General features: G+C 65.6%; 17 protein-coding genes. 3 read left to right on the top strand and 14 right to left on the bottom strand.

The window, feature by feature from the left end:
• The first annotated feature begins 32 nt into the window (after nt 1–32).
• From AC25M7_RS00545 to AC25M7_RS00535, 3 genes are all read left to right on the top strand, one after another.
• Nucleotides 33–308: a polyhydroxyalkanoic acid system family protein gene (locus tag AC25M7_RS00545; RefSeq protein ID WP_062360240.1), complete on the top strand. Its 276-nt coding sequence runs from the start codon at nt 33–35 to the stop codon at nt 306–308.
• Nucleotides 309–492: 184 nt separating this feature from the next.
• Complete coding sequence (locus tag AC25M7_RS00540; protein WP_062360237.1) at nt 493–915, top strand: phasin family protein; 423 nt, start codon at nt 493–495, stop codon at nt 913–915.
• A 10-nt stretch (nt 916–925) separates the two neighbouring features.
• Nucleotides 926–1,630 (top strand): phasin family protein, encoded by a 705-nt coding sequence (locus AC25M7_RS00535; protein WP_486970617.1) that lies wholly within the window; start codon nt 926–928, stop codon nt 1,628–1,630.
• Nucleotides 1,631–1,717: 87 nt separating this feature from the next.
• On the opposite strand, the gene AC25M7_RS00530 is transcribed toward AC25M7_RS00535, so the two are convergent.
• The 14 genes from AC25M7_RS00530 to gshB form a co-directional block, all read right to left on the bottom strand.
• Nucleotides 1,718–2,332 carry a TetR/AcrR family transcriptional regulator gene (locus AC25M7_RS00530; protein ID WP_028688366.1) on the bottom strand — a complete coding sequence of 205 codons (615 nt, stop codon included), beginning with the start codon at nt 2,330–2,332 and terminating at the stop codon, nt 1,718–1,720.
• Nucleotides 2,333–2,336: 4 nt separating this feature from the next.
• Entirely contained in the window at nt 2,337–4,019 is a 1,683-nt protein-coding gene (gene phaC / locus AC25M7_RS00525) for a class II poly(R)-hydroxyalkanoic acid synthase (RefSeq protein WP_486970616.1), read from the bottom strand.
• A gap of 115 nt (nt 4,020–4,134) precedes the next feature.
• Nucleotides 4,135–4,986 carry a poly(3-hydroxyalkanoate) depolymerase gene (gene phaZ, locus AC25M7_RS00520; protein ID WP_062360233.1) on the bottom strand — a complete coding sequence of 284 codons (852 nt, stop codon included), beginning with the start codon at nt 4,984–4,986 and terminating at the stop codon, nt 4,135–4,137.
• Between the two features lie 64 nt (nt 4,987–5,050).
• Nucleotides 5,051–6,730 (bottom strand): class II poly(R)-hydroxyalkanoic acid synthase, encoded by a 1,680-nt coding sequence (phaC, locus tag AC25M7_RS00515; RefSeq protein ID WP_028688363.1) that lies wholly within the window; start codon nt 6,728–6,730, stop codon nt 5,051–5,053.
• A gap of 336 nt (nt 6,731–7,066) precedes the next feature.
• A complete protein-coding gene (locus AC25M7_RS00510) occupies nt 7,067–7,444 on the bottom strand; it encodes a gamma-butyrobetaine hydroxylase family protein (protein WP_011536058.1) in 378 nt (125 codons plus the stop codon).
• Nucleotides 7,445–7,616: 172 nt separating this feature from the next.
• Entirely contained in the window at nt 7,617–8,960 is a 1,344-nt protein-coding gene (hslU, locus tag AC25M7_RS00505; protein WP_028688362.1) for an ATP-dependent protease ATPase subunit HslU, read from the bottom strand.
• A gap of 76 nt (nt 8,961–9,036) precedes the next feature.
• Nucleotides 9,037–9,567 (bottom strand): ATP-dependent protease subunit HslV, encoded by a 531-nt coding sequence (hslV, locus tag AC25M7_RS00500; RefSeq protein WP_028688361.1) that lies wholly within the window; start codon nt 9,565–9,567, stop codon nt 9,037–9,039.
• A gap of 201 nt (nt 9,568–9,768) precedes the next feature.
• The gene (locus AC25M7_RS00495) at nt 9,769–11,040 is read right to left on the bottom strand and encodes a dihydroorotase (protein WP_486970615.1); all 1,272 of its coding nucleotides are present in this window, start codon (nt 11,038–11,040) and stop codon (nt 9,769–9,771) included.
• Nucleotides 11,037–12,041, bottom strand: a complete 1,005-nt coding sequence (locus AC25M7_RS00490) for an aspartate carbamoyltransferase catalytic subunit (RefSeq protein ID WP_028688359.1) — start codon at nt 12,039–12,041, stop codon at nt 11,037–11,039. Before AC25M7_RS00490 ends, AC25M7_RS00495 begins: the two co-directional genes overlap by 4 nt.
• Before the next feature lie 12 nt (nt 12,042–12,053).
• Nucleotides 12,054–12,572 (bottom strand): bifunctional pyr operon transcriptional regulator/uracil phosphoribosyltransferase PyrR, encoded by a 519-nt coding sequence (gene pyrR / locus AC25M7_RS00485; RefSeq protein ID WP_028688358.1) that lies wholly within the window; start codon nt 12,570–12,572, stop codon nt 12,054–12,056.
• Nucleotides 12,573–12,623: 51 nt separating this feature from the next.
• Entirely contained in the window at nt 12,624–13,049 is a 426-nt protein-coding gene (ruvX, locus tag AC25M7_RS00480; RefSeq protein ID WP_028688357.1) for a Holliday junction resolvase RuvX, read from the bottom strand.
• A complete protein-coding gene (locus AC25M7_RS00475) occupies nt 13,049–13,618 on the bottom strand; it encodes a YqgE/AlgH family protein (protein ID WP_028688356.1) in 570 nt (189 codons plus the stop codon). Before AC25M7_RS00475 ends, ruvX begins: the two co-directional genes overlap by 1 nt.
• Nucleotides 13,619–13,745: 127 nt before the next feature.
• Nucleotides 13,746–14,645, bottom strand: coding sequence for an energy transducer TonB (locus tag AC25M7_RS00470; RefSeq protein WP_062360217.1), 900 nt, complete (start codon nt 14,643–14,645; stop codon nt 13,746–13,748).
• Nucleotides 14,646–14,735: 90 nt separating this feature from the next.
• Nucleotides 14,736–15,689: a glutathione synthase gene (gshB, locus tag AC25M7_RS00465; RefSeq protein WP_069016037.1), complete on the bottom strand. Its 954-nt coding sequence runs from the start codon at nt 15,687–15,689 to the stop codon at nt 14,736–14,738.
• Nucleotides 15,690–15,736 lie beyond the last annotated feature (47 nt).

Genomic DNA, 15,736 nt, shown 5'->3' with positions numbered 1-15,736 from the left:
GCGATTATGTCTTCATATCCAGGATCACCCGCATGACCCAGATCAGCGTCGAACGCAAACACTCCCTCGGCCGTGACGCCGCCCGTGCCAAGGCCGAGGCGCTGGTCGACAGGCTCAGCCGCGAATACGACCTCAAGGCCACCTGGAACGGCGACCGCGTCGATGTGACGCGCAGTGGTGCCAATGGCAGCGTGCACATTGGCGAGGACACCATCCGCGTCGAGCTGAAGCTGGGCATGATGCTGTCGATGATGAGCGCCAGCATCAAGGGCGAGATCGAGCGGGCGCTGGACAAGGCACTGGCCTGATTCGCCCGTACCGTCCCGATCCCTTGTAGGCGTGGCACAAGGCCGCGCCTACATCCAGCAGGCCTGAAGCGGCAATACGGCCCACCTTAGGGTGAGGATTCTAATTTTTCCGCCTACCTTCACGCTCAAGCCCTGCCTCCCAGGGCAGTTCCTCCCTCCCTTGAACGAGCATGAGGTGCAGAGCATGGCCAAAGTGAATCTCAAGCAGAAAGACGACGCCCAAGGCAGTACCCTGGGTGAGGTGCGCGGCTACGCCCGCAAGATCTGGCTGGCGGGCATCGGTGCCTACGCCCGCGTCGGCCAGGAAGGTTCCGACTACTTCAAGGAGCTGGTGAAGGCCGGCGAAGGCGTCGAAAAACGCGGCAGGAAGCGCCTGGGTAAAGAGATCGAAGCCGCCAACGGCCATCTCGACGAAGCTACCCAGGAAGTCAGCCGGGTACGCGGCAAGGTCGAGGTCCAGCTGGACAAAATCGAGAAAGCCTTCGACGCCCGTGTCGGTCGCGCCTTGAATCGCCTCGGCATTCCGTCTAAACATGACGTTGAGGCGTTGTCCATCAAGCTTGAACAGCTGCATGAGCTGCTCGAGCGCGTCGCGCACAAACCATAAGGAGAGCAGGATGGCTGGCAAGAAGAACACCGAGAAAGAAGGCAGTTCCTGGATCGGCGGAATCGAGAAGTATTCCCGCAAGATCTGGTTGGCTGGCCTGGGTATCTACTCCAAGATCGACCAGGACGGTCCCAAGCTGTTCGATTCGCTGGTGAAGGATGGCGAAAAGGCTGAGAAGCAGGCGAAGAAAACCGCCGAAGACGTGGCCGAAAGCGCCAAGTCGTCGACCAACTCCCGGGTGTCTGGCGTGAAGGACCGCGCGCTGGGCAAGTGGAGCGAGCTGGAAGAGGCCTTCGACAAGCGCTTGAACAGCGCCATCTCGCGCCTGGGCGTGCCCAGCCGCAATGAGATCAAGGCCCTGCACCAGCAGGTCGACTCGCTGACCAAGCAGATCGAGAAGCTGACCGGCGCGTCGGTGACCCCGATCTCCAAGGCCAGTGCCAGCAAGACCGCGGCCAAGCCCTTGGCCAAGGCGGCAGCCAAGCCTGCGGCGAAAACCGCGGCGGCTAAACCGGCAGCCAAGCCAGCGGCGGCCAAACCCGCTGCCAAACCCACTGCGGCCAAAAAGCCGGCCGTGAAGAAAGCGACTCCGACCAAGCCTGCGGCAGCCAAGCCGGCCGCTCCGGCGCCCGCCGCCACCGCGGCTCCGGCTCCGAGCGCGGCCCCGGCCAGCAGCACGCCGTCGGCACCGGTGAACGCGGCCACCCAGGCCTGACACACCGCGTCGCCCTGATCGCGGGGCAAGCCCGCTCCCACGAAGCCTGCACAGGACGCGTGGGGGTGGGCTTGCCCCGTGATCGTTTCAGCCTTCCAGATAGCGCATCGCCAACTGCTCCGCCGCCCTGCGCGCCGGTGCCTGCAGATGCGGCGCCACCAGCATCATCACCTGGTATACCACCACCCCCACATCGCCCTCGCGCCCCAGCACCCGCTGGTAGTCCAGCGAGCACATCAGGGTCAGGGTGATCTGCTCCACCAGTTGCCCCAGCGCCTGGGTCTCACTGGTCACCTGGCCCTGGCCCTTGAGGCTGGCCAGCAACGCCGCCAGGGTGCGCTTGAGGGCGTTGATCAGGCTGCGCATGCCCCGCGCCAGCTTGGGCAGGCGCCCGGTGAGGTTGGACAGGTCCTGGAACAAAAAGCGGTACTGGGCCATGCGCTCGACGATCAGGTGCAGGAACAGCCAGTAGTCCTCGGCGTCCAGGCGCACATCCAGGGGCGGATCGAGCAGTGGCATCAGCTCCTCTTCGAAACGCTCGAACAGGCCGATCACCAGCGGCTCCTTGCCGTGGAAGTGGTAGTACAGGTTGCCGGGGCTGATCCCCAGTTCATTGGCGATCTCCAAGGTCGAGACGTTCGGCTCGCCCTGGCGGTTGAACAGCTGCAAGGCACATTCAAGGATACGGTCGCGGGTCTTCATCCGGTCAGCGCGCCAATACGTAGCTGCCCGGCGCGGGGCCCAGCGGTGGATAGGTGGCGTTGCCCAGTTCCTCGCGTGGCGCCTTCAGCGTGCCGGAGCGCTCACTGATCCATTCCCGCCACAACGGCCACCAGCTGCCGTCGCGCCGTTGGGCATCGTGGAACCAGGCCCGCGGGTCGCTGGAGAGCTTGGGGTTTTCCAGGTAGTAGGCCTTGGGATTACCGGGCGGGTTGATGATGCTCTGGATATGCCCACTGTTGGCCAGGATGAAACGTCGGTCGCCACCGAGCAACAGCGCCGAGCGGTAGACCGCGTCCCACGGAGTGATGTGGTCGTTGCTGCCGGCCACGGTGAAACTGTCCAGCCCGACCTGCTTGAGGTCGATAGGTGTACCGCACACTTCCAGGCCTTCGGGGAAGGTCAGCGGGTTGAGCTTGAAGAAGTCCAGCAGGTCGCCGTGCAGGGCGGCGGGCAGGCGGGTGTTGTCGGCGTTCCAGTAGAGGATGTCGAACGCCGGCGGGGTCTTGCCCATCAGGTAGTTGTTGACCCAGTAGTTCCAGATCAGGTCGTTGGGGCGCATCCAGGCGAAGATGCGCGCCACTTCGCCGCCGTCCAGCACGCCGCGCTGGTACGAGCGGCGCTTGGCCGCCTCGATGGTCTGCTCGTCGGCGAACAGGCTGGCGGGACTGTCGAAATGGCTGTCGAGCAGGCTCACCAGGTAGGTGGCGCTGCGCACCTTGCGCAGTTGCTTCTTGGCCTGCAGGTGGCCCTGCAGGGCGGCCATGGTCAGGCCGCCGGCGCAGGCGCCCATCAGGTTGGGATCACGGCTGCCGCTGATGCTGCGGCAGGTGTTGAGCGCCTCCTCCAGGGCCTGCACGTAGCTGGACAGGCCCCATTCGCGGTGACGCGGGTCAGGGTTGCGCCAGCTGACCATGAACACCTGCAGGCCCTGCTTGAGCATGTACTGGACGAAGCTGTTGGTCGGGCCGAGGTCGAAAATGTAGAACTTGTTGATCTGCGGCGGTACCACCAGCAATGGCCGGGCGTACTGTTTCTCGCTCATGGGCTTGTACTGGATCAGTTCCAGCAGCTCGTTGCGAAACACCACCGCGCCGGGGGTGGCGGCCAGGTTGCCACCGACTTCGAAGGCCCGTTCGTCCACCTGGCGCGGCAGGCCATCGTTGTGGCGCAGGTCGTCGAGCAGGTGGCTGGCCCCGCGCAGCAGGCTCAGGCCGCCGGTGTTGAACAGCTCCTTGATCGCCAGCGGGTTGAGCAGCGAGTTGCTCGGCGCGAAGGCGTCGCTGACCAGGTTGAACAGGAACTGCGCCCGGGCGCGGTCATCGTCGGTCAGGCTGCTTTCCTCGATCCACAGGCGAGTTTGCTTCTGCCAGGCCAGGTAGGCCTGCAGGCCGCGACGATAGAACGGGTTCTGGCTCCAAGTCGGGTCGCTGAAGCGCGCGTCGCGGGGGTGGGGTTGATAGGCGCTGTCACCGATCAGCACACGGCCCAGCTGGCCGCCCAGGCTCAGCAGATGGTGCGCGGTGTGCAGCGGGTTGCGCAGGCCGATCCGGCCGACCTGGCGCAGGGTCGAGATCAGGTCGCGACCGCGCAGGCCGGTGATGGCGTTCTGCACGTTCATGCTCGTGGCGGGGACCGGTGTCATCCCTCTGGCCGGTTTGTCCTTCATGCCAACACTCCTTCGTCAGATCCATTTCCGCGTTGGCCTCGTCGCGGGCTCGCCCGCGCGAAGGCGCACTGGGCTTGGCTGCAACTAGCCTGTGCTGACGCATAAAAAAGCCTTCCTACCCCCTTGCCGCTGGCCGGGGGTGCATGACCGCGCGTTGGCGTTCCTGCTCGAGGAATTTCATGATGATCGGCGCGACGGCTTCGGCCCGGGTGATCAGGAACAGGTGGCCGTCGTCGATTATGTGTAGCTGGGCATTGGGAATTCGCCAGGCCAGCAAGCGCATGTTGATCAATGGGATCAACGGATCGTCGTCGCCGGCCAGCACCAGCGTGGGTTGGTGGATCTTGTGCAACCAGTGGATGCTGGTCCATCCGAGTCCGGCGAACAGTTGCCAGTAGTAGCCCAGCTTGCCGCCCGAACGGACCTTGGAGGCGTGGTGCATGGCCAGCTCAGGGTCGCGCCGGAAGCCGCCGCCATAGATCAGCGGGGCGATGCGGATCACATGGGAGGGTTGCACGTAGCGCCTTGGGCTGGCCATCATCCACAGCACCTTGGGCTTGCCCGGTACCATCACCGCGCCGGCGGCGGTGGCGGCCAGCACCAGCTTCTTGCAGCGCTCCGGGTAGTCGTAGGCGAACTGCTGGGCCAGGGCGCCGCCCCAGGACACACCGATGACGTTGACCTGGCCGTAGTCCAGGTAGTCGAGCATGCGCGCGGTCAGCTTGGCCAGGCCGGGAAAGCGGTAGGGGTGGCGCGGCGTCGACGAGCCGCCGACCCCGGGTACGTCGAAGGCGATGACTTCCAGGTCCGGGTCCAGCGCCTCGATGAAAGGGAATACCAGCTCGAGGTTGGCGCCGATGCCGTTGAAGATCAGCAACGGCGTCAGGTGTGGCTTGCCCGGGCGGACCGCGGTGCGGATGGACTGATCGTCCAGCTCGACGGTCCTGAAGATGTACGGTTGCGGCATGCGCGTGACTCTGTGGTGAAGGTAGCGCCGCGATGCGCCGACTGGCCCATCGCGGCGGTTCGGTTCAACGCTCGTGCACGTATGTTCCCGGTGCGGCCTCGCCTGCGGTATAGGTGCGGTTACCCAGCTTTGTAGGCGCCTTCTTGAGTTCGCCGGCGCGCTCGCCCAGCCAGGCCTGCCAGTGCAGCCACCAGGAGTCGGCGTGCTTGATGGCGTTCTCCTGCCAGGCCACCGGGTCGTCCGGGCGGTCCTCGCCGGTCATGAAGCGTGCCTTGGGGTTGCCCGGCGGGTTGAGGATGCTCTGGATATGGCCGCTGTTGGACAGCACGAACTCGATCTTGCCGCCGAACAGGTGCGCAGAGCGGTAGCACGACTGCCACGGGGTAATGTGGTCGGCGGTGCCGGCGACGCTGTAGATGTCGCAGTCGACCTTCTTCAGGTCGATGGCGGTGCCGCACACCTCGAGGGCGTCGGGGCGGGTCAGCGGGTTATTCTTGAACATCTCGATCAGATCACCGTGGAAGGCGGCCGGCAGGCGGGTGGTGTCGTTGTTCCAGAACAGGATGTCGAACACTGGCGGTTCGTTGCCCAGCAGGTAATTGTTGACCCAGTAGTTCCAGATCAGGTCGTTGGGGCGCATCCAGGCGAATACCTTGGCCATGTCGCTGCCTTCGAGCACGCCAGCCTGGTAGGAGTGGCGCTTGGCCGCCTCCAGCGTTTGCTCGTCGACGAACAGCGCGACCTGGGTGTCGACGGTGGTGTCGAGCACGCTCACCAGCAGGGTGAGGGCGTTGACCTTTTTCTCGCCGAGCGCGGCGTAGTGGCCCACCAGCGCGGTGCAGGTGATGCCGCCGGAGCAGGCGCCAAGCATGTTCAGGTCCTTGCTGCCGGTGATCGCCAGCACCGCGTCGACTGCTTCCTTGAGCGCGTCGATGTAGGTCGAAAGGCCCCACTCGCGCTGAGCCTTGGTCGGGTTGCGCCAGCTGATGATGAAGGTCTGCTGCTGGGAGCGCAGGCAGAAGCGTGCCAGGCTCTTTTCCGGGCTCAGGTCGAACACGTAGAACTTGTTGATCTGGGGCGGTACCACCAGCAGCGGACGGCTGTGCACCTGCTCGGTAATGGGGCTGTACTGGATCAGCTCCAGCACATCGTTGCGGTACACCACCGAGCCTTCGCTGGTGCCGAGGTTCTTACCGACCTCGAAGGCCTCCATGTTCACCTGGCTGGGCATGCCGCCGTTGTTGACGATGTCCTTGGCCAGGTTGGACAGCCCGTCGAGCAGGCTCTTGCCGCCGGTCTCGAAGAAGCGCTTGACCGCGGCGGGGTTGGAAAGGGTGTTGGTGGGGGCCATGGCCTCGGTCACCAGGTTGATGACGAACTGCCCGCGGCTGATGTCCTGGGGCGACAGGTCGCTTTCGCTGATCCAGTCGTTGAGCTCCTTGCGCCAGGCCAGGTAGGTCTGCAGGTAGCGGCGGTACAGGGGGTTCTTGCTCCACGCCGGGTCAGCGAAGCGACGGTCGTCGCCTTCGGGCTGCAGGGCCGACTTGCCCAGCAGCACGTTCTTCAGCTCCAGGCCGAAATGCGCCACGTGCTTGGCGCTGTGCAAGGGCTGGCGTATTGCCTGGCGCAGCACCGTGCGCGCCGATGTCAGCAGATCCTTGCGGCGAATGCCGATGACCGGGTTCAGCCCCAGGGTGTTTTCCGAGGCCTGCCGCTGCAACTCATCGTTGTTCTTGTTACTCATCTACGACGCTCCGTTGTCCTGAGACGAGTACCGGTGTGCTGTGACAGCCCGGTACTGCTACTCGGGTGACCAGTGATAAGGAACAGCGGTGCTGCGACCGGATGCGTGCCGATGATGAGCTGCGTGGGTTTCTGCGTGTGAAGACAACCTGCTTTCGCTCGCGACCTCTACATACCGGCCCGGCCCTGCCTGCCTTCAAGGCGATGCAGGGAACTTGCCAGCTCCATTGGTTACCCGACTTTCGTGTAATGCGCAAGACAGCCAATCTTTGGCTGTCATCAAGGCATTCAAGCAGATGAGATTAGAAAATGCGCTCTAAAGCCTGCGAGCCTTGAGCTAGAGCATCAATTTCACCACCGATTCGGACGGGTCGCGGGATTTGCCGGCCTTGTGCAATTCGTCGAGGTACTCGGCCCACAGCTGCTCCTGGCGCAGGCACAGCTGCTCGAGGTACTCCCAGGTGAACAATCCGGAGTCATGGCCATCGTCGAAGGTCAGTTTCAGTGCATATTGACCGGCCGGTTCCAGACCGCTGAGGCCGACGTTGATCTTGCCAAATTGCAGGATGGGGTTGCCGTGGCCCTGGACCTCGGCGGACGGCGAATGCACGCGCAGGAATTCGGCGGGCAGGTGGTAGACCTCGCCGGGGGCGTAGGTGAGGGTGAGGGTCTTGGAGGCTTTGTGCAGGTTGATGGCGGTGGGGAGGCGGGCCATGGCTGGAATCTCTGGTGAGCTGATGGTGCAAGCTTCGGGAGATTCAGGGGATTGTGCAAGGGGGCTGCTTTGCAGCCCTTTCGCGACACAAGGCCGCTCCTACAGATGATCGCGATTCCCTGTAGAAGCGGCCTTGTGTCGCGAAAGGGCCGCGCAGCGGCCCCCAGCGGTCTTACAGGATATAGCGCGACAGGTCTTCGTTCTGCGCCAGCTCACCCAGGTGGCTGTTTACGTAGGCGGCGTCGATGTGGATCGGCGTCTCGTCGTGGGTGCTGGCCAGGTCGCCGGCGCTGAACGACACTTCTTCGAGCAGGCGCTCGAGCAAGGTGTGCAGGCGGCGGGCACCGATGTTCTCGGTCTTCTCGTTGACCTGGTAGGCGATCTCGGCCAGGCGCTTGAGGCCTTCGTCGGCGAACTCGATGTTCAGGCCCTCGGTCTTGAGCAGGGCGCTGTACTGTTCGGTCAGTGAGGCATGCGGCTCCTTGAGGATGCGCTCGAAGTCTTCCGGGGTCAGCGCCTTGAGCTCGACACGGATTGGCAGGCGGCCCTGGAGCTCGGGCACCAGGTCGCTTGGCTTGCTCAGGTGGAACGCGCCGGAGGCGATGAACAGGATGTGGTCGGTCTTGACCATGCCCAGCTTGGTGTTGACGGTGCAGCCCTCGATCAGCGGCAACAGGTCGCGCTGTACGCCTTCACGGGAGACATCGGCGCCGCCGACGTTGCCACGCTTGGCCACCTTGTCGATCTCGTCGATGAACACGATGCCGTGCTGCTCGACCGCTTCCAGGGCCTTGGCCTTGAGCTCTTCCTCGTTGACCAGGCGGCCGGCTTCCTCGTCGCGGACCATCTTCAGGGCGTCCTTGACCTTCAGCTTGCGGCTCTTGCGCTTGCCCTTGCCCATGTTGGCGAACAGGCTCTGCAGCTGGTTGGTCATCTCTTCCATGCCGGGCGGCGCGGCGATCTCGACGCCCATGTTCTCGGCGACTTCGATCTCGATTTCCTTGTCGTCCAGCTGGCCTTCGCGCAAGCGCTTGCGGAACAGCTGGCGGGTGTTGGAGTCGGTGCTGGACTGCTGGGCTTCCTCGCTGAAGCTGCTGACCCGCGCCTGCGGTAGCAGGGCGTCGAGGATACGGTCTTCGGCGGCGTCCTCGGCGCGGTGGCGCACGCGCACGATCTCCTGCTCGCGCAGCATCTTCAGCGCGGCGTCGGCCAAGTCGCGGATGATCGACTCGACGTCACGGCCAACGTAGCCAACTTCGGTGAACTTGGTCGCCTCGACCTTGATGAACGGCGCGTTGGCCAGCTTGGCCAGGCGGCGGGCGATTTCGGTCTTGCCGACACCGGTGGGGCCGATCATCAGGATGTTCTTGGGCGTCACTTCGGCACGCAGCTCGGCAGGGAGCTGCATGCGCCGCCAGCGGTTGCGCAGGGCGATGGCGACGGCGCGCTTGGCGTCGTCCTGACCGATGATGTGGCGGTTCAGTTCGTGAACGATTTCGCGGGGGGTCATGGACATGATGAATGTGGTCCTTCGGCAAAGTGGGTCAGCGTGGAAAAGCCCCATCACCGGGATGGGGCGCCAGAACAGCTGATCACTCGGCCAGGTCCTGCTCCTCGATGGTCAGGTTGTGGTTGGTGAACACGCAAATGTCGCCGGCGATGTTCAGGGCTGTCTCGGCGATCTCACGGGCCGAGAGGTCGGTCTTGTTCAGCAGGGCGCGGGCCGCGGCCTGGGCGTAGGCACCGCCGGAACCCATGGCGATCAGGCCGTCCTCGGGTTCGACCACGTCGCCGTTACCAGTGATGATCAGCGAGGCGTCCTTGTTGGCCACGGCCAGCATGGCTTCCAGGCGGCTCAGGGTACGGTCGGTACGCCATTCCTTGGCCAGCTCGACGGCGGCGCGCACCAGATGGCCGGAGTGTTTCTGCAACTGGGCTTCGAAGCGTTCGAACAGCGTGAAGGCATCGGCGGTGGCACCGGCGAAGCCGGCGATGACCTGGCCGTTGTACAGGCGACGGACTTTCTTGGCGTTGCCTTTCATCACAGTGTTGCCGAGGGAAACCTGGCCGTCGCCGCCCATGACGACTTTGCCGTTACGGCGGACAGAAACGATGGTAGTCAAGGGAGAGTCTCCACGCAGCGGGGCGAAAATGCCTGATGCAGACTCATATGGGGGGAGGGGGGAAGGATTTCAACCAGCGGGGATGAATGGTTGTTTCAGGTCTTTGCCGGCTCCATCGCGGGGCAAGCCCGCTCCCACGCCAGGTCGACCTTGCGTGGGAGCTCCTGCGTGGGAGCGGGCTTGCCCCGCGATAGGCGTTACTCAGGCCTCGTGGCAGACGTGCCCATCGACCAAGGTATAACGCACCGCGCCCGGCAGGCAGTGGCCGATGAACGGGCAGTTCGCACCGCGAGAGAACCACTGCTCGCCTGCCACGGTGGACGCGTTCGGATCGAACAGCACCAGGTCCGCCGCGCCACCCACCTTCAGCTCGCCGGCCGGCAAGCGCATCGCGGCAGCCGGGCCGCTGCTCAGGCGTGCCAGCAGGGTTGGCAGGTCGAGCAGGCCGTCCTCGACCAGGGTCATGGCCAGCGGCAACAGCAGCTCGACGCTGCTGATACCCGGCTCGGTGGCACCGTACGGCGCCAGCTTGGCATCACGCTCGTGAGGCTGGTGATGGCTGCTGATCGCCTGAATCACCCCGGACTTCACCGCCTCGCGCAGGCCATCGCGGTCGGCGGCGGTGCGCAGCGGCGGCTGCACGTGGTACAGGCTGGAGAAGTCGCGCAGCGCTTCGTCGGTGAGGATCAGCTGGTACAGCGCCACGTCGGCGGTGACCGGCAGCCCCAGCGCCTGGGCCTGGGCGATCAACCGGGCGCCGCGGGCGCTGGTGATCTGGGTGAAGTGGGCGCGCACGCCACTCTGCTCGACCAGCAGCAGGTTGCGGGCCAGGGCCACGGTCTCGGCGGTTTCCGGGATGCCCGGCAGCCCGAGGAAGCTGGCCATGGGGCCTTCGTGGGCCAGGCCGCCTTGCGCCAGGTCGCGGTCCTGGGAGTGGAACACCACGGTCAGGTCGAAGGTCGCCGCGTATTCCAGGGCGCGGGCCAAGGTGCGGTTGTTGGGGATTTCCTTCAGGCCGTTGCCGAAGGCCACGCAACCGGTGTCGCGCAGGGCTACCAGTTCGGCCAGTTGCTCGCCTTCCAGGCCCTTGGTCAGGGCGCCTATCGGGTAAACCTTGCTGTTGGCCGCCTCGCGGGCGCGGTCGAGGATCAGTTCGGCGACTGCCGAGGTGTCCAGCACCGGCTTGGTCTGCGGTGGGCAGCACAGGCTGGTGACGCCGCCAGCCACGGCGGCGCGGGTTTCACTGGCGATGTTGCCCTTGCGGCTGTAGCCCGGCTCGCGCAGGGAGACGCCGAGGTCGACCAGGCCCGGCGCGGCTACCAGACCGTCGGCCTGGATCGTGCGGCTGGCGTTGAAACCGGCCGGCGCCGCGCCGATGGCGGCGATGCGCCCGCCGTCCAGGTGCAGGTCGGTGATGCGGTCCAGGCCGCTGGCAGGATCGATGACCCGGGCGCCGATAATGCTGATGGTCACTGGGCGTTCTCCTGGTCGAATTGACGTTGCGCGTTCTGCCCGCTCATGGCCATGGACAGCACGGCCATGCGCACGGCGATGCCGTAGGTGACCTGGTTGAGGATCACCGAGTGCTGGCCGTCGGCCACCGCCGATTCGATTTCCACGCCGCGGTTGATCGGACCCGGGTGCATGACGATGGCATCCGGCTTGGCCCCGGCCAGGCGCGAGGTGGTCAAGCCGAACAGGCGGTAGAACTCGCCCTCGCTGGGCAGCAGGCCGCCGGCCATGCGCTCGCGCTGCAGGCGCAGCATGATCACCACGTCGACATCCTTGAGACCTTCGGCGAGGTCGGTGTAGACCTTCACCCCGTATTGTTCGATACCAATCGGGATTAGCGTCTTCGGGCCGATCACGCGGATGTCCGGGCAGCCCAGCGCCTTGAGCGCGAGCATGTCCGAGCGCGCCACCCGCGAGTGCAGGATGTCGCCGACGATGGCCACGGAGAGGTTTTCGAAGCCGCCCTTGTGCCGACGAATGGTGAGCATGTCGAGCATGCCCTGGGTCGGGTGGGCGTGGCGGCCGTCACCGCCATTGATTACTGCCACGTCCGGGCACACATGCTCGGCGATGAAGTGGGCGGCGCCGGAATCGGAGTGGCGCACGACGAACATGTCGGCGGCCATGGCCTCCAGGTTACGCAGGGTGTCGAACAGGGTCTCGCCCTTGCTGGTCGAGGAAGTCGACACGTTCAGGCTGATCACGTCGGCCGACAGGCGCTGGGCCGCCAGTTCGAAGGTGGTGCGGGTGCGGGTGGAGTTCTCGAAGAACACGTTGCACACGGTCTTGCCGCGCAGCAACGGGACTTTCTTCACGGCCCGGGCGCCGACTTCGAGGAACGAGTCGGCGGTGTCGAGGATCTCGGTGAGCAGTTCGCGGGGCAAACCGTCGAGCGAGAGGAAGTGGCGCAGCTGGCCCTGGTCATTGAGCTGCAGCGGGCGCTTGGCGTCGAGTGGCGTCATCGCGGGGGACTCTTAAAGGGCGGAAGCGGGAGCGAGGTCCTGGCGCTCGAGGGCGAGCGGCGTGGGTCCGGTCAATTTTACCCGTTCATGGGCGGCCAGGGACAGGGTGGCGCCGACTACATTCGGCCGGATCGGCAATTCGCCGGCATCCAGGTCGAGCAGGCAGGCCAGGGTCACGCTGGCCGGACGGCCATAGTCGAACAGCTCGTTGAGGGCGGCGCGGATGGTGCGCCCGCTCATCAGCACGTCGTCTACCAGCACCAGGTGCTGGCCTTCGATCTCGAACGGCAGCTCCGAAGGGCGCACCTGCGGGTGCAAGCCGTTCTGGCTGAAGTCGTCGCGGTAGAAGGACACATCCAGGGTGCCCAGCGGGCCCTGGTCGCCCAGCTCGGCCAGCAGGGCCTGGGCCACCCACACGCCGCCGGTGCGGATGCCGATGAAGCGCGGCTCGCTGATGCCGCGGCGGGCCAGGTGGGCGCGAAGGTCGACGGCCATCTGCCGGATCAGATCGGCGGGATTGGGTAGGCTCATTGCGTGCTCCTCGGAAGGCGGGCGCCGGCTCCAGCCGGCGGCAAAGCGGATTTAAGTGTTGGCCTCCAGCCAGCCTTGCAGCAGCAGGGCGGCGGCGATGGCGTCGACCGGGTTATCGCGGTAGCTGCCGTGGCGCCCGCCTCGGGCCATCTGCTCGCCCTTGGCCTCGAAGGTGGTCAGGCGTTCGTCGTGGGTGTGCACCGGCAGGTTGTAGCGGCCGTGCAGGCGCCGGGCAAATTTCTCGGCGCGTTCGCTCATCTCGCTGGGCGTGCCGTCCATGTTCAGCGGCAGGCCGACAACGATCGCGTCGGGTTTCCATTCCTTGATCAGCTTCTCGACCTGGTTCCAGTCCGGTACGCCGTTCTGGGCCTTGAGCGTGCACAGCTCGCGGGCCTGGCCGGTGATCACCTGGCCGACGGCCACGCCGATCTGTCGGGTGCCATAGTCGAAGCCCAGCAGTAGACGCAGTTCGGCCATCAGGCGTGGCCCGCCTGGCTGGTCAGCAGGCTGAGGTTGATCCCCAGGCTCGCGGCGGCGGCGCCCAGGCGTTGGTCGCTGGCCAGGCCAAAGATGATCTCGGGGTCGAAGGGGCAGTTGAGCCAGGCATTGTCGGCCAGCTCCGCCTCCAGCTGGCCGGCTTCCCAACCCGCGTAGCCCAGGGTGATGAGGCTCTTGCGCGGGCCATCGCCGGTGGCGATGGCGAACAGCACGTCCTGGGAAGTGGACAGCGACAGGCCCTCCAGCTCGACCGTGGCCTGGTAGCTGCGGTCGTTGCTGTGCAGCACGAAACCGCGGTCGGTCTGCACCGGGCCACCCTGGTAGATCGGGATATGCAGGGTGCTGGCGGGCGGCTCGTCGTCCGGGCGCAACTGCTCGAGGATGTCGGCCAGGTTCAGCTCCTGCGGGCGATTGACCACCAGGCCCATGGCGCCGTGGGCATTGTGCTCGACGATGTAGGTGAGGGTCTGGGCAAAGTTCGGATCGGCCATGTGCGGCATGGCGATCAGGAACTGGTGCTTGAGGTAGCTGGGGGCGAGGGTTTTCATGACCGCTAGTGTGGCGCCAGGTGACGAGACTGACAAGCCGGGTCCCACACCGATCGTGCAGAACTCAAGCCATGCGCTGTCCCTGTGGGCGCTGGCTTGCCAGCGATGGGCCGCAACGCGGCCCCGATCAGTTGCTCGACAGCCGGTCACCCCGGGCAAAGCGCCAGGTGCGGATGATCTCCAGGCGGTCAAACTCCGCCAGGTCGCCGGTGAACGGCGCGAATGGCGCCGCCAGGCGCACGATGCGCTGGGCCGCCTGGTCCAGCACCGGCTGGCCCGACGATTCCAGTACCAGCACTTCGTACAACGAGCCGTCGCGGTTGATCGACACCATCATCCGCAAGCTGCCGTACAGCTGCTGGCGCCGGGCCTCCTCGGGGTAGTTGAGGTTGCCGATGCGCTCGACCTTCTTGCGCCACTCTTCCTTGTACCAGGCGCCCTTGTCGCGCAGGGTCGAGGCGGCGTTCAGGCGATGGATGCGCGGGCGCTTGGCATACAGCTGCTGCTCATGGGACAGCTCGGCCTCGAGGCTGGCGATCTGGCTGGACAGCTGCGAGCTGTCGAAGTCCGGCACCTTGGCCTCGGGCTTGGGCTGCGGCTTGCTTTCCTTCGGCCTGGGCTCGACCTTCTGGGTTTTCGGCGCCTGGGTGGCGACCACGGACTTCGCCGGTGCGGGCGGGGTCTCTGGTTTCGCCGCCGGCGGCGGGGTGATCTTGTTGATCTTGCTGTCCTGGAACGGCGCGACCTCGGTGGTTTTGGGCACCGCCTTTTTTTCCAGGGTGCCGCTGCCCTGCTGGTTGTCCTGGGCCTGGAAGTCGGCCTTCTCGGGCGCCTTCTCACTCTTGAAGGTGGCCAGGGTGATGTCCATGGTGTGGCGGATGTCGGCCGGCTTGACCACGGTGAAGCCCACGCCCAGGATCAGCGCCAGGTGCACCAGGGCGGCCAGGAACAGGGTGAAGCCGAGCCTGTCCACCGGGCGAACGCGGGGTGGCAGCAGGTCGGCGGGGATGTCGGCAGGCAGCGTCATCAGGTATCCAGCAACCGCGAAACAGGGCGCAGGTCAGCGAAAAAGGACCGGCATCATACCCCACTCCGCGGGTTTGCCACGTGTCGGCGGTCAGCGCGCCTGCAGCTTGCGATCAATGGCGTCCATCAAACGGCCGCCGATGTCGGTGTTGTAGGCAGCATCAATCTCGCGAATGCAGGTCGGGCTGGTGACGTTGATTTCGGTGAGGTAGTCGCCGATCACGTCCAGGCCGACGAACAGCAGGCCCTTCTCGCGCAGGGTCGGGCCGACCTGGGCGGCGATCCAGCGGTCGCGCTCGCTCAGCGGCCGGGCTTCGCCGCGTCCGCCGGCGGCCAGGTTGCCGCGGGTCTCGCCGCTGGCCGGAATGCGCGCCAGGCAGTAGTCCACCGGCTCGCCGTCAATCATCAGGATGCGCTTGTCGCCGTCCTTGATCGCCGGCAGGTAGGCCTGGGCCATGATCTGCTGGGCGCCGAGCGCGGTCAGGGTCTCGAGGATCACCGACAGGTTGGGGTCGCCGGCCCGGTGGCGGAAGATCGAGGTGCCGCCCATGCCATCCAGCGGCTTGAGGATCACGTCGCCATGCTCGGCGGCGAAGGCGCGGATGATATCCGGGCGGCGGCTGACCAGGGTCGGCGGCGTGCACTGCGGGAACAGCGTGGCGAACAGCTTCTCGTTGCAGTCGCGCAGGCTCTGCGGGCGGTTGACCACCAGCACGCCTTCGGCCTCGGCCTGCTCCAGCAGGTAGGTGCTGTAGACGAACTCCATGTCGAAGGGCGGGTCCTTGCGCATCAGGATCACGTCCAGCTCGGCCAGCGGGCTGTCCTGCTCCTCGTCCAGCTCGAACCAGCGGGCCGGGTCGGCGAACACCTTGAGCGGGCGCATCCGCGCGCGGGCCTTGCCCTGGGCCTGGTACAGGTCGCGCTGTTCCAGGTAGAACAGGCTCCAGCCACGGGCCTGGGCGGCCAGCAGCATGGCCAGCGAGCTGTCCTTTTTGTAGGAGATGGACGCGATGGGGTCCATGACAATCCCGAGGCGAACGCTCATGGGGTAGTTCCTCTTGGCGGCAGGGGCCGCGATGGCACGAAAGAAAA

It is taken from the genome of Pseudomonas sp. P106(2024), from assembly GCF_057480815.1.
This window is presented reverse-complemented; position numbering and strand designations above follow the sequence as displayed.